Here is an 18,570-nt window from a genome sequence, read left to right as displayed (position 1 = left end):
GGAAGCTACTGCGAGGCCCGGGGCCAGATCCCGCCCAGGGTCTGCAGGAATTCCGCTTCGGAAAGGACCTCGATGCGCTGGCCGCGCTCGTGCAGGTCCAGCACCCGGCGGGCCTTGCCCGTGAGGCGTCCGCTGCGGAGGTCCGCCGGTTCGAAACCGTCACCCACCACCAGGACAGTGGTGGCCCGGGTGACGTTGCTGGCCGTTCGGGCGCCGGCGTCGGCAGCGCGTTCCTTTGCCGTCTGCCGGGCCATGCCCAGGTTGCCGGTAAACACCACGGTCTGGCCGTACAGGGGATGCCCCGGATCCGCCAACGGGTTCGGCGGCGGGTTCTCGCCCTCGGAAGGCCAGCCGGACCAGGTTGTGCCCGCCGTGGCCGCTGTGCCGGTGCCCTTGGCCAGGGCGTCCCGGGTGGCCTTGGACAGTTCATGCTCCCCGGGTACGTAGGCAGCCAGCCTGGAGGCCCGCAGGCCCTGGCGAAGGAAGAAATCCGGCATTGACACCGCGCCGCAGCGACGGGCTATGTCCACCATGATGCCGGCGCAGGCACGGGCATCCTCGGTGGCGTCGTGGTGGTTCAGCAGCGGCACGCCCGCGGCTTCCGCGGCAAAAGGCAGCGAGTGCGAAGCCAGCTGGTAGGTGCGGCGGGAATGGACCACTGTGCAGGTGTAGTCGTAGGCGGGCCCGGGCAGCCCGGAAACTTCCAGGGCTGACCGGATCACGCCCATATCAAAAGCGGCATTGTGCGCCACAAGCAGATCGTCGCCGATGAAGGCACCGATCTCGGGAAACAGCTCGCCGAACCTCGGTGCCCCGGCCACCATTTCCGGTTCGATGCCGTGAATGCGCACATTGCGCCGGTCGAAATAGTCGTGTCCCTCCGGCGGCCGCATCAGCCAGGAGGTTTCCTCCACCACGCGCCCGCCGCGTACCTTGACCAGGCCCACGGAGCACGGCGAGCCGCGGAACCCGTTGGCCGTTTCAAAGTCGATTGCGGTAAAGCTCAGTCCCTCGTCAGGCATCGTCGCCGGTCACCGGCTTCCGCCGGTAGCTGCGGATCTTCGCCGTGACAAACCAGACGGCCGCCACCACCACGGCCACGATCACGATCTTCTGGAAGACACCGGCATATTCTTCGACGATGTGCCAGCTTTCGCCCAGGTAGTAGCCGGCGACAATGAAGATGGTGTTCCAGATGAGGCTGCCGGCCGTGGTGAGCGCAGTAAACGTCAGCACGTGCATCCGCTCGATGCCGGCGGGGATGGAGATCAGGCTGCGGAACAGCGGGATCATCCGCCCGAAGAACACCGCCTTGTGCCCGTGCCGCCCGAACCAGGCCTCCACCTTGTCCACGTCTTCCAGGTCCACCAGCGGCACCTTGGCCACGACCTTGCGCATCCGGTCCCGGCCCAGCCAGGCTCCCAGTCCGTAAAGCGCAAGCGCGCCGACGACGGAGCCCAGGGTGGTCCAGAACAGCGCCGCGCCGAGGGAGAAGTTGCCCTGGCTGGCTGCGAAGCCGGCCAGGGGCAGGATGATCTCGCTCGGCAGCGGCGGGAAGAGGTTTTCCAGGGCGATGGCAAGTCCGGCCCCCGGGGCGCCGATGGTTTCCATGATGCCGACGGCCCAGTCGGCCACCCCGCCCAGGGCGGACGGTTCAGCGGCAGAGGAATCGGCCGCGGAGGACTCAGCGGGAGCCGGTCCGGCCGGAACGGGAACTATCCCGGGGGTGGAGGTGGAGGTGGCTGCGGGAAAGGCTTGTGTAATAGTCATCTCCCGCCCAATTCTGCCCCAGGTCCACGGGCCCGGCAGAATCGCGGACCCCGTCCCCGGCGTGTTTGGGACGCATCACACAGTGCACACGCAGAGCAGGTCCAGGGTCAGGAAGCGGTGGCAGCCCCGGCCGCGAGTGCGGTTACCAGCGCCGGCAGCAGGGCCCGGAAGGCCTGGCCGCGGTGGCTGATGGCGTTCTTTTCCGCACTGCTCAACTCCGCGCAGCTGCGGTCCGACCCGGCCGGGACCAGGATGGGATCGTAGCCGAACCCTCCGGTTCCGCGGCGGGCGGTCAGCAGGGTGCCGCGCAGTTCGCCGCGTTCCACGGTTTCCGCCCCGCCGGGCAGCGCCAGGGCTGCGGCGCAGACAAAGGCGGCGCCGCGGTGCGCGGCGGAGATGTCCGACAGCTGGGCCAGCAGCAGGTCCAGATTTGCGGCGTCGTCGCCGTGCCGGCCGGACCAGCGGGCGGAAAAGATGCCCGGCGCTCCCCCGAGGACGTCCACGGACAGTCCGGAGTCGTCCGCCACTGCGGGCAGCCCGGTGGCTGCGGCAACGGCATGGGCCTTGAGCAGGGCGTTCTCCTCAAACGTCACCCCGGTTTCGGCCACGTCGGGAACGCCTGCGGCAGCGGCGTCGATTACCTGGGTATCGACGTCGAGGCCGGGCACCTGCCCGCGCAGCAGTTCACGCAGCTCCCGCAGCTTGCCGGGATTCCGGGTGGCCAGGACCAGCCGGGCGCCGTGCGGGTCCATTTACGCTGTGCCCAGGGTCTGGCGCTGGATGGCGGCCAGCTCGGCGGTCCCCTGCAGGGCCAGGTCCAGCAGCGCGTCCAGCTCGGCCCGGTCGAAGGGTGCGCCTTCAGCGGTGCCCTGGACTTCCACGAACTTACCCGAACCGGTGACCACCACGTTCATGTCCGTCTCCGCACGCACGTCTTCGACGTAGGGCAGGTCCAGCATGGGCACGCCGTCGATGATGCCGACGCTGATGGCCGCCACGGTGTCCAGCAGGGGCGAGGCGTTGCGGGAAATCAGCTTGGCTTCCTTGGCCCAGGCCACGGCGTCGGCCAGCGCCACGTAGGCGCCGGTGATGGCCGCGGTGCGGGTGCCGCCGTCGGCCTGCAGGACGTCGCAGTCCAGCACAATGGTGTTCTCGCCCAGTGCCTTGGTATCGATGATGGAGCGCAGCGAGCGTCCGATCAGGCGCGAAATCTCGTGCGTGCGGCCGCCCAGCTTGCCCTTGACCGACTCGCGGTCGTTACGGGTGTTGGTGGCCCGCGGGAGCATCGCGTATTCGGCGGTGACCCACCCCTTGCCCTCGCCCTTGAGCCAGCGCGGCACGCCCGGGGTCAGCGAGGCCGTGCACAGCACACGGGTGTTGCCGAACTCGATCAGGGCCGAGCCCTCGGCCTGCTTCGACCAGCCGCGGGTGATGGTGATGCTGCGCAGCTGGTCCGGGGTGCGCCCGTCCGCACGCACGATGGTGGCAGAAGGGGCGGGGGTGGAGTCGGTAGTCATGGCTTCAGTCTATCGCCGGCCCGCCGGCCGGCCGTCTACAGGCTGCGTGCCTTCTGGACCGCCAACGGCGCGGTGAAGGGGCTTCCGACGTCGTAGGAGACTCCGGCCACTGCCACGGCCAGGTCTCCGGCGTAGGACTGCCGGGCCTCGGCCACGCTGACGCTGGCGTCATTCCAGACCGGCAGGTGGGTCAGCAGCAGCCGGCGCGCGTTGGCCGCCGTGGCGGCGGCACCGGCGCGGAGTCCGGTCAGGTGCACGCCGGCTATTGCGTCGTCGCGGCCCTCGTGGAAAGCGGCCTCGCAGAGGAAGACATCCGCATCCCGGGCAGCGGCTTCGAGCCCCGGGCAGGAGTCGGTGTCGCCGGAGTACGCCAGGGTGCGCAGCGTGGGAACACCGGCGGCGTCGACGTCGCGGGCCTCCACGCGCAGCGCATAGGCTTCCTCGGCCGGGTGCCGCACCGGATACGGGGTCACCGTGAACGGTCCGATGGCCACGGAACTGCCGGGGCTCCAGTTGAGGAATTCAAAGTCCTCGTGCATGCCCGGCTCCGGGTCCAGGCCGTAGGCGGTGGCCATCCGGTCCGCGGTGGCGGCCGGTCCCCAGACCTTGATCCGGTCCCGGTTCCAGCCGGAGGGATCCCAGTGCACGGCCACGTGCAGCCCGCACAGATCCATGCAGTGGTCCGGATGCAGGTGTGTCAGCAGGACCGCGTCAATGTCCCGCAGGTCCATGTAGCGCTGCAGGGCCCCCAGGGACCCGTTGCCCAGGTCCAGCAGGATGCGCCAGTCGCGCACGCCGTCGTTGGCGGTCACGAGATAGCACGACGCCGGCGAGGCCGGGCCGGGGAAGGAACCGCTGCAGCCTACGATGGTCAGTTTCATGCGGTGCCGTTCCAGGGGACGCCACCCGGCGCGCCCGTATGTTCAGGGGCGTCTGCCCGGGCGGCGGCAACCATCTGCGGGGTGATCCGCGCCATGCTGCCGGTGGGGTAATGCGCAGCCACGTGCTCCACGTGCTGCACGCTGAGGACCTCGGGGCCCAGGAAGCGGCGGGCCAGGAGCTCGAAGGATGCTGAATCGCCGGTGGCGACGAAAGTGTGCTGCGGCGCGGACTGGGCACGGCGTTCGATGCCGTGCGAGATGAGGGCCCGGTAGACGTCCTTGGCGGTTTCCTCGGCGCTGGAGACCAGGGTCACGCCGTCGCCCATCACGTAGGAAATCACACCGGTGAGCAGCGGATAGTGGGTGCAGCCGAGCACCAGCGTGTCCACGTCCTGCGCGCGCAGCGGGGCGAGGTATTCCTCGGCCGTGGCCAGCACATCGGGACCGGAGGTGACTCCCGCTTCGACGAACTCGACGAAGGCCGGGCAGGCCACGGAGGAGACCTGCAGGTGCGGTGCGGCGGCGAAGGTGTCGTCATAGGCCCGCGAGCCGACGGTGGCGGCGGTGCCGATGACGCCGATCCGTCCCGTCCGGGTGGCAGCGACGGCCCGGCGGACGGCCGGCTGGATGACTTCGATGACCGGAATGCCGTAGCGGCGGGTGTAGCGTTCGCGGGCGTCGCGCAGGACGGCGGCGGACGCCGAGTTGCAGGCGATTACCAGGAGCTTGACGCCGGAATCCACCAGCTCGTCCATCACGCCCAGCGCCTTGGCACGGACCTCCGCGATAGGCAGCGGGCCGTAGGGTCCGTTGGCCGTATCCCCCACATACATAATCGCTTCGTTCGGCAGCTGGTCCAGCACCGCGCGGGCAACGGTCAGGCCGCCCACTCCGGAGTCGAAGATGCCGATGGGTGCGTCGGGATCCTTATGCGGCATGGCCGCCTGCGGCTTCCCGGCGGACGCCGGAGCCTTCGCCGGTGCCGTTCCCTGAGTTTTTCCAGACGAGTGGTGTAATGCGGACGGATTGGACGGGTTCGAACTCATAATGACTCGACAATAGTCCTCCCCGATGCATGCGCACATTCGCCGCTGCGTGCCGTTGCTCACAGCGGGAAGCGCGATTCCGCGTCAGGGCAGGTCGCGGAGCAGTGCCTGCATCAGGGTTTCCTGCAGCCATGTGACGAAGTTGTACACCAAGGCGAGGTAACCGTCCACGTCCTGCGCCTTGGACGGGTCGGTGATGTCGTGCAGCCGTTCGGCGTCCTCGTCATCCACCACGCCCAACCGGTCGGCGAGCACCAGGCGTACGTCGTTCAGGGCGCGGGCGAACAGCTGCGCCTGTTCCCGGTCCAGCCGCAGCGGCCCGGTTTCGAGCTGCAGGGCCGCTGCGCGCAGCGCTGCCTGCTTCGATTCGCGCAGGCCCCGTTCCGTGTAGCGGCGGAATTCCAGGGCCTCGCCGTCTTCCGTGGTGCCGTTGGGCAGCAGCCGCAGCAGGGCCGGGTCCTCGGGCGGGACCGCCGAGGAGTCGATGCCCACCATGGCGGCAAGGGGATCTGCATCCGCTGCCGTATCCGGCTCCAGCAGGGACTGCACATCCGAGAAGAGCTTGCGCAGCAGGTCCCGCTCCCCCGGTTCCAGGTTTGCGGTGATGCCCTTGCGGGTGAGCTTGAATCCGGTTGCCACGATATCCGTTCTGTAGTGCGTTGCTTCGAATCGCCGGGACGGGCGGGGCTAGGCTGCGTCGGCCCTTTGGAAGGTGGCCCACAGGCCGTAGGAGTGCATCGCAAGGGTGTCACGTTCGGCAGCCTCCCGGGACCCGGCAGCCACCACCGACTTCCCGGCCTGGTGCACTTCCATCATGAGCCGGTGCGCTTTGGACTCGGAGTAGCCGAAGTAGCTCTGGAACACGTAGCTGACGTAGCTCATAAGGTTCACCGGGTCATTCCAGACAATCACCACCCAGGGGACGTCCGCAGCCACAAGGGATTCAGTCTCCTCGCGTATCAGGGTGTCCGTTCCGGGTGCAGTGCTGGTAGCCATGGCTTCAATTGTAGTGAGGAATCCGTCCCCAACCTCCGGGGCGCCGCCTTCTCCCCAATCGGGATAAGCGGGTTAGAGTTTTGCCTGTGAACAGTCCCGCCGCTTGGCACACGCCCAACTCCGCCCTGTATACGGATCACTACGAGCTCACCATGCTCCAGGCCGCCCTGCACTCCGGCACGGCCTCCCGACGGTCCGTCTTCGAAGTCTTTGCCCGCCGCCTGCCGGACGGCCGCCGCTACGGCATCACGGCCGGAACCGGGCGCATCCTGGAAGCCCTGGAGAGCTTCCGCTTCGAGGAGCGGCAGCTTGAGTTCCTGGCCCGCACCAACGTGGTGGATGAGCAGACCCTGGCCTGGCTGGCCGACTTCCGCTTTTCCGGCAACATCTACGGCTACGCCGAGGGCGAGGCCTACTTCCCGCAGTCGCCGCTGCTCATTGTCGAGTCCAGCTTCGGCGAGGCCTGCATCCTGGAAACCATGGTGCTCTCCATGCTCAACCATGACAGCGCCATCGCCTCGGCGGCCTCCCGCATGACGACGGCGGCCGACGGGCGCCCCTGCATCGAGATGGGTTCGCGCCGCACGCACGAAGAAGCCGCCGTGGCCGCGGCCCGCGCGGCCGTGATCGCCGGTTTCGACAGCACCTCCAATTTGGAGGCCGGGCTGCGCTACGGCCTGAAGACCGTGGGCACCGCGGCGCACTCCTTCACCCTGCTGCACGATTCCGAGAAGGAAGCCTTCACCGCGCAGACGGCCGCCCTCGGCCTCGGCACCTCGCTGCTGGTGGACACCTACGACGTCGAACAGGGCGTCCGCAACGCGGTGGAAGTTGCCGGACCGGCACTGGGCGGCGTCCGGCTGGACTCCGGGGACCTGGTGGCCCAGGCGCGCTGGGTGCGTGACCTGCTGGACGATCTGGGCAACACCGGCACCCGCATCATGGTCACCTCGGACCTGGATGAGTACGCCATCGCGGCCCTGGCTTCGGCTCCCGTCGACGCGTACGGGGTGGGCACGTCCCTGGTCACCGGGTCCGGTGCACCCACCGCCGGCATGGTCTACAAACTGGTCAGCCGCGAAGGCGACGACCACGAGTTCGTGTCCGTAGCCAAGGCCGCGAAGAACAAGATCTCCCGCGGCGGGCGCAAGTACGCCATGCGCCGGCTGGATGAAAACGGCACGGCTACTGCAGAGGTAGTGGGCATCGGCCACTCACCCGTTGACGACGGCAATGACCGCCCGCTGCTGCACCAGTTCGTTGCCGACGGCGAGATCCTGCCCGGCTGGACCGGACCGGAGGCGGTGGCGCGCGCAGCTGCGCGGCATGCCGACTCGCTGGCCGAACTGCCCACCTCGGTGAACCGCCTGCAGCGCGGCGAACCGGCAATCCCCACCGAATACGAGGAGTAAGCATGGCCCGCGCCCTGATCATTGTCGATGTACAAAACGACTTCTGCGAAGGCGGTTCGCTGGCCGTCTCCGGCGGAGCCGACCTGGCCGGTGAAATCACCGACTACGTGGAGAGTTCGGCCGGCCGCTACGACCTGGTCGCTGCCACGCAGGACTGGCACATCGATCCCGGAGCGCATTTCTCCGACACGCCCGACTTCGCCGTGTCCTGGCCCCCGCACTGCGTGGCCGGAACCGCCGGGGCGCAGCTGCATCCGGACCTGGACACCGAACTGGTGGATGCCTTCTTCCGCAAGGGCCAGTACGAAGCGGCCTATTCCGGTTTCGAGGGTGTCCTGGCCCCGGACGAGGAAGTGCCCACGGGCGATCCCGAGGCCGAACCGGACAACGACGGCGAAACGCTGAGCCTGGACGACTGGCTGCGGGACAACGACGTCGACGAGGTAGTGGTCCTGGGCCTGGCCGCCGACTTCTGTGTGCGGGCCACCGCGTTGGACGCCGTGGCAGCCGGATACACCACCGCGGTAATCCCCGAACTGTGCCGCGGCATCAAGCGTGAATCCACCCTCGCCGCCTGGGCGGAGCTGGAGGACGCCGGCGTGGAGATCATCGACCTCTAGCCCCTCCGTACGTCCATCCAGGGGCCGGTTCACCGGCCGGAACTACTTCCGGCCGATGAACCAGTCCTGCAGCTTCAGCAGGCGCTTGTTCAGCTCCTCCTCGTTGGCCTGCGCCACGGGCGGGCCGCCGCAGATCCGGCGCAGCTCGCTGTGCACCACCCCGTGCGGCATGCCCGAACGCGCGGACCAGGCGGAGACGTTCTTGGCCAGCTGGCCGCGCAGCTCCGTAAGGCGGCGGTGGTCCACTACCTCGGGGGGTTCGGCCGGTGCCTGCGCCGCGGCGCCGGTACGCCGGCCCCGGCGGGAGAGCTGCTCATGCTGGCGCTGGCGCAGCAGCATGCTCATCTGGTCCGCGTCCAGGAGCCCCGGAATGCCCAGAAAGTCCTGTTCCTCTTCGCTGCCCAGTGCGCCGCCGGTGCCGAACTCGCCGCCGTCGAAGAGGACGCGGTCGAAGGACGCCTGGGACTCAAGTGCCTCGAACTTCTGTTTGGTCAGCTCACCGGAAGCCTTTTCCTCCCGGTTGGCGGCCTCCATCAGGCTGTCCTCCAGCCCGAAGCCTTCCTCTTCCAGATGGTTGTCCGGGCGGTCCAGGGCATGGTCCCGCTCGACTTCCATCTGGTTGGCCAGTGCCATCAGGTTCGGCACCGAGGGCAGGAACACGGAGGCCGTCTCACCGCGCTTGCGGGCACGCACAAAACGTCCCACGGCCTGGGCGAAGAACAGCGGCGTGGCGGTGGAGGTGGCGTAGACGCCGACGGCGAGGCGCGGCACGTCCACGCCTTCGGACACCATGCGCACCGCAACCATCCAGCGCTGGGTCCCGGCGGAGAACTCCTCGATCTTCTCCGACGCCTTGGCATCGTCGGAGAGGATGACCGTGGGCGACTCGCCCATGATCTTCTTCAGCCAGCCCGCGTAGGCACGCGCGTCGTCGTGGTCCGTGGCAATCACCAGGCCGCCGGCGTCGGGCACGGACCGGCGGACCTCCGTCAGCCGCTTGTCGGCGGCAGCGAGCACTGCCGGGATCCACTCACCGGTGGGGTTCAGCGCCGTACGCCAGGCCTGCGCCGTGATGTCCTTGGTCACCGCGGCCTCGCCCAGCGACGCGGCCATTTCATCGCCGGCACTGGTCCGCCAGCGCATCTGCCCCGAGTAGGCCATGAACATCACCGGACGGACCACGTGGTCCTTGAGCGCCTGTCCGTAACCGTAGGTGTAGTCGGCCTTGGACCGGCGGATGCCGTCACCGTCTTCGACGTACTCCACAAACGGGATGGCTGCCGTGTCGGAGCGGAACGGCGTACCGGTCAGGGACAGCCGCTTCACGGCCGGTTCAAAGGCCTCGCGGATGCCGTCGCCCCAGGACAGGGCGTCGCCGCCGTGGTGGATTTCGTCCAGGATCACCAGCGTGCGGGCGGCTTCCGTTTTGGCCCGGTGCAGCATGGGCTTGGACGCCACCTGCGCATAGGTCACCGCCACGCCGATGAAGCCGTGCCCGTGCCGCCCGTCGGCGTTCTTGAAGTTCGGATCGATCGCCAGGCCCACGCGGGCAGCGGCGTCGGCCCACTGCCGCTTCAGGTGGTCGGTGGGCGCCACGACGGTGATGCGGTTGACGATGCCGCGTTCCACCAGCTCATTGGCCACCCGCAGTGCAAAGGTGGTTTTGCCTGCACCCGGGGTGGCCACGGCCAGGAAGTCGCTGGAGTTGGAGGCGAAGTACTTCTCCAGTGCCTCCGCCTGCCACTGGCGCAGCTTGGGGGCGGTTCCCCAGGCGGCACGTTCGGGGTAGGCGGGCGGCAGGGACGCACCGGCGCCGAAAAGCGTTTCGGAACTCACGCGGGGAACGCAACCTTTCTCATTGCTCGATCGGTTGTTGCCGTGCGGGTGCCGGACGGGGACAGCTGTTGACGCACGCAAACGCGCGCAGGGGTTAACACACAGGTCATGCAGGCATCAGGACTAACTGCCTTCCGTGCGGAAGGCTGGGATACGGGCGGTCACCAGGGCAGCAAAGGCGGATTACTTCCGGCCCTTGGGGCTGTCACCTTCCGGACGCAGGCCTTCGTAGATTTCCTTGCAGGCAGGGCACACCGGAAACTTCTGCGGATCCCGTCCGGGGGTCCAGACCTTGCCGCACAGGGCGATGACCGGCTCGCCGGACAGCGCGGATTCCATGATCTTTTCCTTGCGCACATAGTGGGCAAAGCGCTCGCTGTCGCCGGGTTCCAGCTCTTCGCGAAGTTCTTCACGTTCGATGGTGGCCGTGGACGTACCGTTGTCGTCCAGGCGGCGGGGATCGTTTTCGAAAGGATCGGGAGGCAGGCTCATGCGTCCATCTTAGTACCCGACGCCTACTTGTTGACGGAGACCTGCTGCAGCAGTTCCGGGCCGCGGGCATCCAGCCAGCGCCCGCCCACCCGGATCCCTGCCACCAGCACCACGGCGCCCAGCACCGCTCCGGCGGCAAGCGTCACAACGCCCCACAGCATGCTCTCCGTCACCACTGCAATGACACCCGGCACCAGGACCGGGAGCAGCAGGGCAAAGATGAGCAGGCTGAACACACCCTGTACCAGCAACGACCTGCCGGCAGAACCGGGCGGGGTCTTGAATGCATTTTCGCCGGGCAGCGGCACGTTGTAGGTGTACCGGGCCGAGACCACGCTGGAGAGGCCGAATCCCACCAGCAGCGCACCGAGCCCCACCCCCAGCACCGGCAGCACCAGCGCGGGCCGGCCGGTGATGAGTCCGGGCAGTACCGAGGCCAGCAGCACGGCCGGGACGGCAAATACGGCACAGGCCAGGATCCTGCCGGCCCGGTCCGCCCGGCCGCTGACGCCGGTGGACAGATGGAGCGCAAACGCGGTGTTGTCGTAGGAGACATCGGCGTGCAGCGAAAAGCCCAGGAGGAAGCCGACCAGCGGCCCCAGGGCCAGTGTCACCAGCAGCCCACCGTCCGCGCCCGCGTTGTTGCCGGAGAAGACCAGGACAACGGCCAGCAGCGGGACGATCAGCAGCGAGGCACTGTACCGGGGATCCCGCAGCCAGTAAACGAGGGCCCGGGCCGCAACGGCCCCGGTGGGGGTGGCGGGGAAACGGGCAAACACTCCCAGCCCCGCCGCCTTGCCCCGGGCTGCCGCCGCCTGCGGCGGGTTGACCAGCGCACGCTGCAGCAGAACCTTCCAGGCCAGGACCAGGACCGCCAGGAACACCACCGCAATCAGGGCTTTCACGGCGGCAGCACCGTAGTGTCCCAGTGCTGCGTCCCCGGGTACTGCCCACGCCGCCCCCAGCGGAGTCCAGGACAGTCCGGCGGCGAGGCGGGCCAGGAAGTCTCCGCTGGAGGCTATCCCTTCTCCGATGGCCGAGAGGATGGGTCCGATCAGGACCAGAGGGATCACCAGCAGCAGGGTGCCGGCCTCCCGGAACCTCCGGGAGCCGGTGAGCGACACTGCGGCGGACACCGCCACGCGGGCGGCGATGAGGCAGGTGAACACCGCTACGGGTGCCATCAGCAGCGCTGCGGCCAGGGCACCGGGCTCGCGGTACCAGCTGAGGGCCTGGCCGAGCACGGCCAGTGCGGTGACGGCTCCCGGAATGCCGATCAGGCTGCCCACGGCCAGCCCTGCCAGCAGTTGCGGCAAGGGGATGGCATAGGTGGTGAAGCGGGCCGGGTCCAGGGTCAGGTCCAGTCCGGAGAAGACCACCGGGATAAGTGCCCAGCCCAGGATTGCGGCAGCACCGGCCAGTACCACCACGATGCGGGCCAGCTCGGGATCACTGCCCAGCGCAAACAGTGCCGCCACAAGGAGGGCCAGGATGCCGAGGGCATAAAGCGCCCCCAGGATGATCCCTACCAGCTGCCAGGGGCTGCGGCGCAGTGAGTTGCGCAGCAGCAGCAGCTTCAGCCTCAGAAGGTGCGCAACCATTCCAGCCCCTCCGAGTGTGTGCGTCCGCCGACCAGGGAAACAAAACGTTCCTCCAGGCTGCCTCTGCCCCGGACCTCGTCCACGGTTCCGGCTGCCAGCAGGTTCCCGCCGGCCACCACGGCCACGTGGTCGCACATCCGCTGGACCAGGTCCATCACGTGGCTCGAAACGATCACCGTGCCGCCGTTGGAGACATAGCCCGAGAGGATGTCGCGGATGTTGGCCGCCGACACCGGGTCCACAGCCTCGAACGGTTCATCCAGCACCAGTAGCCGGGGGGCATGGATCAGGGCCGAGGCAAGGGCCACCTTTTTGGTCATGCCTGCGGAGTAGTCCACTACCAGCTTGCCGGCGTCCGCGGTCAGGTCCATGGCCGCCAGCAGATCCTTGGTCCGTGTGGCCACCGTGTCGCGGTCCATACCCCGCAGCAGGCCGGCGTAGGCCACCAGCTGCTCGCCGGTCAGCCGGTCGAACAGCCGGACGCCGTCCGGCAGGATCCCCATCAGGCGTTTGGCTTCCAGGGGATTGGCCCAGACATCGGTGCCGTGCACCAAGGCGGAACCGTGGTCCGGCCGCAGCAGCCCGGTAGCGAGCGAAAGCAGCGTGGTCTTGCCGGCACCGTTGGGTCCGACCAGTCCGTAAAACGAGCCGGCCGGCACGTCCAGGGAAATGCCGTTCACGGCAATCTTTTCACCGAATCTCTTGGCCAGTGCCCGCATGGCCAGGGCCGGGGCGGCATCAGGTGTCTGCGTCATGGGTCCAGATTAGTCCCGGAGCCCGCTTGGGCGGCTCCGCACAAGGGACCAGAAATGGCGCGTTCATCCCGGCCCCGGCTCCGTCCTACGGACTATCGAAGCGGACTAACGAAGGCGGCCAGCCATCGAAGGCAGCGGACTATCGAAGGCCGCGCACTGTCTAGAAGCCCCCGGGACGGGCACCGCGCTCGTACTGCGGAACCCAGGGCAGTTTCTGGTCAAGTTCCGCCGCCGCCCGCAGCCACCAGTGCGGATCCCGCAGCGCCGCACGGGCAATCAGGATGGCGTCCGCGGAACCGGCCGCCAGGATCTCCTCGGCCTGGGGCCCGTTGTCGATCAGCCCGACGGCGGCCGTTGGCATCCCGGATCCGCGGCGGACGGCCTCGGCCAGGGGCACCTGGTAGCCCGGTCCCACGGGAATGGAGGCCCCGGGCACCGCTCCGCCACTGGACACGTCGATCAGGTCCACGCCGTGTTCGCGTGCCTGGCGGGCAAGGGCCACCGAGGATCCTGCGTCCACTCCCCCGGGCATCCAGTCGGTGGCCGAGATGCGCAGCAGCAGCGGCATGGAGTCGGGAATGACGGCGCGGACGGCGTCGATGACCTCCAGGGTCAGTCGGTTGCGGCCGGCTTCGCTGCCGCCCCACCCGTCGGTGCGGGTGTTGACCAGCGGACTGAGGAACTGGTGCAGCAGGTAGCCGTGCGCTCCGTGGATTTCGATCGTGTCGAACCCGGCGTCGACGGCGCGGGTTGCTGCGGCGGCAAAGTCGCGGATGATCCGGCGGATGCCGTCTTCGTCCAGCTGCACCGGCGCGGCGTAACCGCCGAAGGGATCCGCCGTCGGACCCACCGTGGGCCAGCCGCCGTCCGCCCCCGGGACGCTGCCCCGGCCGGCAGCGAAAGGTGCGTAGGTGGAGGCCTTACGCCCGGCATGGGCGAGTTGGATGCCGATGCGTGCCGGGACTGCGCCGTGCCGGTGCACGAAGTCCGTGATCCGTTCCCACCCGGCTGCCTGGTCCGGGTTCCAGATCCCGGCATCCTGCGGGCTGATGCGTCCTTCCGGGCTGACGGCGGCGGCCTCGGTGATGATCAGCGCAGCGCCGCCTGCGGCGAACGAGCCCAGGTGCATCAGGTGCCAGTCGTTGGGGACACCCGGGGCATTTGCGGGATCCGCCGCATTGACGGGATCGGCGGAGTACTGGCACATGGCGGCGAGCCAGCCGCGGTGGGCCAGCTCCAATCCGCGCAGTGTCATGGGGTCGAAGAGGGATACCGGTCCCACCGGAGACACCACCCTAGAACAGCGCGCGTGCGAGTGCGGAGCGGGCCTTGGTGACCCGCGGATCGGAAGTGCCCACCACCTCGAACAGGTCAAGCAGCCTCAGCCGGGCCGTCTCCCGGTCCTCACCGTGCACCCGGGCAATCAGGGCGGTGATGCGGCGGAAGGCGTCCTCCACGTGGCCGCCGGCAACATCCAGGTCCGCTACGGCCAGCTGCGCCTGCACGTTGTCGGGTTCCTCGGCCCCGGCCCTGCGGACCGCTTCGGCGTCGGCGCCGCGGAGGCGGGCCATCAGTTCCACCTGCGCCAGGCCTGCCTTGGCGTCGGCGTCGGCGGGCTGCTCGGCAAGGGCCTTGCGGTAGGCCGCTGCGGCGGCGTCGTAATCCTCGGCGTTGATCGCGTCGAAGGCTTCCTGGTGCAGCGGGGACAGCGGAGCCTCGGCCGCACCCTCCCCGGGTGCGGCTCCGTCCAGCGAACCGTTCACGCCGTTGGTGGCCGCCACCTGCATCAGTTCGGCAACCACTGCCCGGATCTGTTCCTCGGGCAGCGCCCGGTCAAACAGCGGCACCGGCTGGCCCTTGAGGACGGCGGCGACAGTGGGAACCGCAACGGCCTGGAATGCCTGGGCGATCTGTGGATACGCGTCAACGTCCACCCGTGCCAGCAGCAGCCGGCCGTTCTGCTCACCGGCCACTGCCGCGAGGACCGAGGAGACATTCTGCGACTCGGCGCTGGCCCGGGAGTACAGGTCAATAACCACCGGAACATCTGCGGAAAGCTGGACCACCTGGGGGAAGGTCTGCTCCGACACCTCCACCACAAACGGGGACGGGGCCGGGGCGGTTCCGTGGGCCGGGGTGCCGGAGCTTCCCGGGGCGGCTGCCGCCGGCGGAGCCGCCGGGCGGGCCTTGAGGGCGGAGAGGTCGACTGCTCCCCGCAGGTTCACGGGCGAGGGTGCCGCCGGCGACGGGCGGTGGTTCGGTGTGCTCATTTCTTCACCTTATTACGCCGCGCCCCGTCACCGGCAAGCCCGCCCCGGCATCCGCCCGTGGACTACTTCAAGGTGGCCGACATCAGCTGCTGAGCGGCGCCGATCACCAGGGCCTGGCTGCTGTTCCCGGATGCCGGGACGTAGAGCATCACGGCCTCGCCGTGGGTCACGTCGATCCCGGCATCGGTGTTGGGCTGCCCCGTGAGCGCCTGGTAGATGGTGCCCTCCAGATTGATGGAGTCCCCGGCTTCCTTCGGCGTACTGGAGAAGGTGTTGGAGAGGTAGCCGAAGACGATGGCCCCGCCGTCGTCGGTTCGCAGGGCATAGGTCCCGGACGGATCGGCGGTGTGCATGAACGTGTTCGTAGCGAACTCATTCTTGGGGTCAGTCTTGACCTGTTCCTGGAACTTCACCACGTCTTCACTGAACCGGTTGCCGGCGAAGGTCGCCTTGTTGGCGCCCTGCGGGTCGGTCAGGGAATCTGCCAGGGCGTTCACAGCGGTCTGCGGCGACATGGTGAGGCCGTTGTCGGAATCGGCCGGAATCTGGTCGCTGCCGGTGCCGGCGGCCGGCGGCTGCGGGAAGGTGCTGGCCGGGAGCATCTGCACCGCGGACACCAGCTTGTAGTTCTCCCGTGCGGTGGCCTGCACCAGCAGCAGGGCCTGCGGCACCGGGTTGGCCTCGCCCTGCGTGACGGCAACAATGCTGCGCGGCCAGCTGTCCGTTGCGGACACGGACTGCGTCCGCAGGGTCTCGGCGGCCACGGGAACCGGAGCGTCGTGGTCTGCGGCCTTCGCGGTCACTGCGTAGTTCGCCTCGCGCAGGGCGTAGGCCGCACCGGTAACCCGCGGGGTGAGCACCGAAGCGTCCTTGGCCGTATCGCCGGCCTGGACGGTACCCGCCACATCCACCAGGATCCGTTCCAGCTGCGAATCCAGGACCACGGGACGGCTGCCGCCCCCGGTCTCCTGGGCCAGTGCGGGAGCGGGAACCGAGACCAGCAGCAGTGCTGCTGCTGCGGTCGCGGCAAACGCGGGACGACGGCGCCCGGCAGGCTCTGCCGTGAAGGCGGAGGGGGTGTAGGAGTCCTGGCGGGGAGCTGCTCCGGCATCCGCGCCCGCGCTGCGACGGCCGCCGCGGCGCGGAGTGTCTCCGCTGCGCAGGAACCCAAGGGCCAGTCCGAGGACGGCCAGCAGGGCACCGACCACAATCAACGGCACGGCCAGCGGGCGGGTCGCGTCATTTTCCCAAGTCATCGTGACGTCGCCGGGAGCCGGGGCGGTTCCATCGGCAGCGAGCAGGATCTCCCAGTCGCCTTCGGCCGGAGCCTTCCAGTCGTAGGACAGCTCGCCTTCACCGGATTCCTCAACCACCCACAGGTCGGAGCCGGCGGGGTCCGGAGTTGCCGCCTCGCCCTCTTCCGTTGCCATGGCGAGGTCCTCGTCCCCGTCCGCCTGGACCCGGTTGGCGGCGGCTTCGCCTACCCAGGCCTCGACGTCGTTGGCCCGGCCCACCGCCAGCGTGAAGGCGGAGTCCTGGCGGACCGTGATCTTGACGCCGTCGGGATAAGCGGCCAGCAGTTCCGCGTCAAGGACGGTGACCGCGGCCTTGCCGTCCTCCACGACAGCGGAGGCAGACTCGGTCGCCGGGGGCGCCCAGATGGTGCGCTGCCCGATGCCGATAAGCATCAGCAACACCCCGAGGACGATCAGCGGAACTGCAAATTTGTTTCGCACAACTTACCTATCTTTTGTCAATGACATCTTGGACGGCGCATTTTCCGGCCGGCAGGCAGGATCCGGGCACCGGTTTACGGCGGCCCTGGCGCAGCGGTTTCTCAGTTGTCCTGGCACTTTATAACCCAATGGTAACGAAATCCCCATCCACCTCCCATTCGCGGGGTGCCGGCGTACTGCCGTCTCCGTTCCGTACTGCGGGAGCAACCGGCCGGAAGGCGCCCCGGCTGGTAGGGTTTCGCAACGTAGCAAGAGGCAGGAAGAACAGAGGGAGAACGCACGCGATGAGCGAGAACGAGGACGTCCCCGTCCACGCACCGCTCCCCGGTCCGGACGCGAAGAACCGGGATGCGGCGCAGCCGGAACCCGCCGAATCCGCATCCGGTCCCGGCCGGAACCGGATGCCCGGTTTCCTCTCCACAGCGGCGGACCGCGTCCGTTACAGCCTGCGCCACGGCGTGCCCGGCGCCCGGCCCCGGCGCCGTTTTGAGATCCCGCCCGAGGACGGGACCGTCAGGGTGGACCCCGATGTGCGCCTCCCCGACGAACGGCTCGCCGTCAGCGGTGCCGAACATGCCCCGGAAGCCGACGCGGGCAGCCTGCGGGCCCATCCCATCTACTTCGGTTTTATGCTCACGGTCGGCGTGGGCCTGGCCCTGCTGCTGTATTTCGTCATCACCAACGTGGGCGAACTGCTGGTCTGGATAGGAGCGGCGCTGTTCATTGCGCTGGGGCTTGACCCGGTGGTCCGCTGGCTGGCCGCGCGGCGCATCCCGAGGCCGGCGGGAATCGCCATCACGGTGCTGGTGCTGGCCGGCGTCGTTGCCGCGTTCTTCGCCACGCTCATCCCCACCATCGTCAGCCAGACCTCCGACATTGTCTCCAAGACACCGGGATACATCGACAATTTCCTGGCTTCGGATTTCTTCCTCAACATTGACCGGCAGTTCCAGGTCCGTGACCGCATCGATGAGGAAGTCACGAAGTTCTTCTCCAACAGCGACGCTGTGGGAGGCATCTTCGGCGGGGTGCTCAGCGTGGGCACGGTGATCGCCAACGGGCTGTTCGGCGCGCTGATCATCCTGGTCCTGACCCTCTATTTCCTGGCCTCCCTGCCTTCCATGAAGAAATGGGCCTACCGGCTGGCACCGCGCAGCCGCCGCCGCCGGGTGGAGGCATTGTCGGAGGAAATCACGGGCAGCGTGGGCAACTACGTGATCGGCCAGGGTTTTGTCGCCCTGCTCGATGCCACCTACGCCTTCATCGTGATGACCATCACCGGAGTCCCGTTCTCCGTGCTCCTGGCCTTTGTGGTGGCGCTGCTGGCCTTCATCCCCCTGGTCGGTCCGCCCATTGCCCTGGTGCTGGTGTCTCTGGTGGCGCTCACCGAGGGGTGGCAGACGGCGGTGGTGTTCGCCATCCTGTACATGGCCTACCTCCAGTTCGAGGCGTATTTCATCTCTCCGCGCATCATGCAGCGGGCGGTGGCGGTGCCCGGCGCGGTGGCCGTGATCGCCGTGATTGCCGGAGGCTCACTGCTGGGCGTCCTGGGTGCCCTCATCGCCATCCCGACGGCAGCAGCCACACTGCTGCTGCTCAAGGAAGTCTTTATCGCCCGGCAGGACCACCACTAGCAGC

The 18,570-nt window shown here is 68.4% G+C and carries 18 protein-coding genes; 3 read left to right on the top strand and 15 right to left on the bottom strand.

Going from position 1 to position 18,570, the window contains the following annotated elements:
- Positions 1–5 precede the first annotated feature (5 nt).
- The 8 genes from AC5RUF_RS07185 to clpS form a co-directional block, all read right to left on the bottom strand.
- Positions 6–1,022 carry a 3'-5' exonuclease gene (locus AC5RUF_RS07185; RefSeq protein ID WP_494130121.1) on the bottom strand — a complete coding sequence of 339 codons (1,017 nt, stop codon included), beginning with the start codon at positions 1,020–1,022 and terminating at the stop codon, positions 6–8.
- Positions 1,015–1,770: a DedA family protein gene (locus tag AC5RUF_RS07180; RefSeq protein ID WP_494130120.1), complete on the bottom strand. Its 756-nt coding sequence runs from the start codon at positions 1,768–1,770 to the stop codon at positions 1,015–1,017. The genes AC5RUF_RS07185 and AC5RUF_RS07180 overlap by 8 nt, the downstream gene beginning before the upstream one ends.
- Positions 1,771–1,877: 107 nt before the next feature.
- Positions 1,878–2,522: an RdgB/HAM1 family non-canonical purine NTP pyrophosphatase gene (rdgB, locus tag AC5RUF_RS07175; protein ID WP_494130119.1), complete on the bottom strand. Its 645-nt coding sequence runs from the start codon at positions 2,520–2,522 to the stop codon at positions 1,878–1,880.
- Entirely contained in the window at positions 2,523–3,287 is a 765-nt protein-coding gene (gene rph, locus AC5RUF_RS07170) for a ribonuclease PH (protein ID WP_493998878.1), read from the bottom strand.
- Positions 3,288–3,322: 35 nt separating this feature from the next.
- Positions 3,323–4,168 (bottom strand): MBL fold metallo-hydrolase, encoded by an 846-nt coding sequence (locus tag AC5RUF_RS07165; RefSeq protein WP_494130118.1) that lies wholly within the window; start codon positions 4,166–4,168, stop codon positions 3,323–3,325.
- Positions 4,165–5,106 carry a glutamate racemase gene (gene murI / locus AC5RUF_RS07160; protein WP_494130117.1) on the bottom strand — a complete coding sequence of 314 codons (942 nt, stop codon included), beginning with the start codon at positions 5,104–5,106 and terminating at the stop codon, positions 4,165–4,167. The genes AC5RUF_RS07165 and murI overlap by 4 nt, the downstream gene beginning before the upstream one ends.
- A gap of 192 nt (positions 5,107–5,298) precedes the next feature.
- On the bottom strand, positions 5,299–5,853 hold the full coding sequence (locus AC5RUF_RS07155; RefSeq protein WP_493998576.1) for a DUF2017 domain-containing protein: 555 nt from the start codon (positions 5,851–5,853) through the stop codon (positions 5,299–5,301).
- Positions 5,854–5,901: 48 nt separating this feature from the next.
- A complete protein-coding gene (gene clpS, locus AC5RUF_RS07150; RefSeq protein ID WP_494130116.1) occupies positions 5,902–6,210 on the bottom strand; it encodes an ATP-dependent Clp protease adapter ClpS in 309 nt (102 codons plus the stop codon).
- Between the two features lie 86 nt (positions 6,211–6,296).
- Here clpS and AC5RUF_RS07145 point away from each other — a divergent pair, with 86 nt between their 5' ends.
- Positions 6,297–7,622: a nicotinate phosphoribosyltransferase gene (locus tag AC5RUF_RS07145; protein WP_494130115.1), complete on the top strand. Its 1,326-nt coding sequence runs from the start codon at positions 6,297–6,299 to the stop codon at positions 7,620–7,622.
- A gap of 2 nt (positions 7,623–7,624) precedes the next feature.
- Positions 7,625–8,242 carry a nicotinamidase gene (locus tag AC5RUF_RS07140; protein ID WP_494130114.1) on the top strand — a complete coding sequence of 206 codons (618 nt, stop codon included), beginning with the start codon at positions 7,625–7,627 and terminating at the stop codon, positions 8,240–8,242.
- Positions 8,243–8,284: 42 nt separating this feature from the next.
- On the opposite strand, the gene AC5RUF_RS07135 is transcribed toward AC5RUF_RS07140, so the two are convergent.
- The 7 genes from AC5RUF_RS07135 to AC5RUF_RS07105 form a co-directional block, all read right to left on the bottom strand.
- Complete coding sequence (locus AC5RUF_RS07135; protein ID WP_494130113.1) at positions 8,285–10,078, bottom strand: DEAD/DEAH box helicase; 1,794 nt, start codon at positions 10,076–10,078, stop codon at positions 8,285–8,287.
- A gap of 183 nt (positions 10,079–10,261) precedes the next feature.
- Positions 10,262–10,570: a DUF3039 domain-containing protein gene (locus AC5RUF_RS07130; RefSeq protein WP_494130112.1), complete on the bottom strand. Its 309-nt coding sequence runs from the start codon at positions 10,568–10,570 to the stop codon at positions 10,262–10,264.
- 23 nt (positions 10,571–10,593) lie between these two features.
- Entirely contained in the window at positions 10,594–12,171 is a 1,578-nt protein-coding gene (locus AC5RUF_RS07125; protein ID WP_493997579.1) for a transporter, read from the bottom strand.
- Positions 12,153–12,926, bottom strand: a complete 774-nt coding sequence (locus AC5RUF_RS07120; protein ID WP_493997578.1) for an ABC transporter ATP-binding protein — start codon at positions 12,924–12,926, stop codon at positions 12,153–12,155. Before AC5RUF_RS07120 ends, AC5RUF_RS07125 begins: the two co-directional genes overlap by 19 nt.
- 160 nt (positions 12,927–13,086) lie before the next feature.
- On the bottom strand, positions 13,087–14,208 hold the full coding sequence (locus tag AC5RUF_RS07115) for an NADH:flavin oxidoreductase/NADH oxidase (protein WP_494130111.1): 1,122 nt from the start codon (positions 14,206–14,208) through the stop codon (positions 13,087–13,089).
- A 13-nt stretch (positions 14,209–14,221) separates the two neighbouring features.
- Positions 14,222–15,196: a co-chaperone YbbN gene (locus tag AC5RUF_RS07110; protein ID WP_494130110.1), complete on the bottom strand. Its 975-nt coding sequence runs from the start codon at positions 15,194–15,196 to the stop codon at positions 14,222–14,224.
- Between the two features lie 62 nt (positions 15,197–15,258).
- On the bottom strand, positions 15,259–16,932 hold the full coding sequence (locus AC5RUF_RS07105; protein WP_494130109.1) for a DUF8094 domain-containing protein: 1,674 nt from the start codon (positions 16,930–16,932) through the stop codon (positions 15,259–15,261).
- A 284-nt stretch (positions 16,933–17,216) separates the two neighbouring features.
- On the opposite strand from AC5RUF_RS07105, the gene AC5RUF_RS07100 reads away from it, so the two are divergent.
- Positions 17,217–18,566, top strand: coding sequence for an AI-2E family transporter (locus AC5RUF_RS07100; RefSeq protein WP_494130108.1), 1,350 nt, complete (start codon positions 17,217–17,219; stop codon positions 18,564–18,566).
- Positions 18,567–18,570: the final 4 nt, after the last annotated feature.

The sequence above is a fragment of the Arthrobacter sp. Y3224198 genome, from assembly GCF_059090025.1.
The sequence above is the reverse complement of the archived record's forward strand: the minus strand, read 5'-3'. Positions and strand labels throughout refer to the sequence as shown.

Bases quoted from the DNA above. Each gene is read 5' to 3' on its own strand.
- AC5RUF_RS07130 (WP_494130112.1), bottom strand. From the start codon at position 10,570: ATGAGCCTGCCTCCCGATCCTTTCGAAAACGATCCCCGCCGCCTGGAC.
- AC5RUF_RS07165 (WP_494130118.1), bottom strand. From the start codon at position 4,168: ATGAAACTGACCATCGTAGGCTGCAGCGGTTCCTTCCCCGGCCCGGCC.
- rph (WP_493998878.1), bottom strand. From the start codon at position 3,287: ATGACTACCGACTCCACCCCCGCCCCTTCTGCCACCATCGTGCGTGCG.
- AC5RUF_RS07110 (WP_494130110.1), bottom strand. From the start codon at position 15,196: ATGAGCACACCGAACCACCGCCCGTCGCCGGCGGCACCCTCGCCCGTG.
- AC5RUF_RS07100 (WP_494130108.1), top strand. From the start codon at position 17,217: ATGAGCGAGAACGAGGACGTCCCCGTCCACGCACCGCTCCCCGGTCCG.
- AC5RUF_RS07180 (WP_494130120.1), bottom strand. From the start codon at position 1,770: ATGACTATTACACAAGCCTTTCCCGCAGCCACCTCCACCTCCACCCCC.
- AC5RUF_RS07125 (WP_493997579.1), bottom strand. From the start codon at position 12,171: ATGGTTGCGCACCTTCTGAGGCTGAAGCTGCTGCTGCTGCGCAACTCA.
- AC5RUF_RS07120 (WP_493997578.1), bottom strand. From the start codon at position 12,926: ATGACGCAGACACCTGATGCCGCCCCGGCCCTGGCCATGCGGGCACTG.
- murI (WP_494130117.1), bottom strand. From the start codon at position 5,106: ATGCCGCATAAGGATCCCGACGCACCCATCGGCATCTTCGACTCCGGA.
- rdgB (WP_494130119.1), bottom strand. From the start codon at position 2,522: ATGGACCCGCACGGCGCCCGGCTGGTCCTGGCCACCCGGAATCCCGGC.
- AC5RUF_RS07140 (WP_494130114.1), top strand. From the start codon at position 7,625: ATGGCCCGCGCCCTGATCATTGTCGATGTACAAAACGACTTCTGCGAA.
- AC5RUF_RS07185 (WP_494130121.1), bottom strand. From the start codon at position 1,022: ATGCCTGACGAGGGACTGAGCTTTACCGCAATCGACTTTGAAACGGCC.
- clpS (WP_494130116.1), bottom strand. From the start codon at position 6,210: ATGGCTACCAGCACTGCACCCGGAACGGACACCCTGATACGCGAGGAG.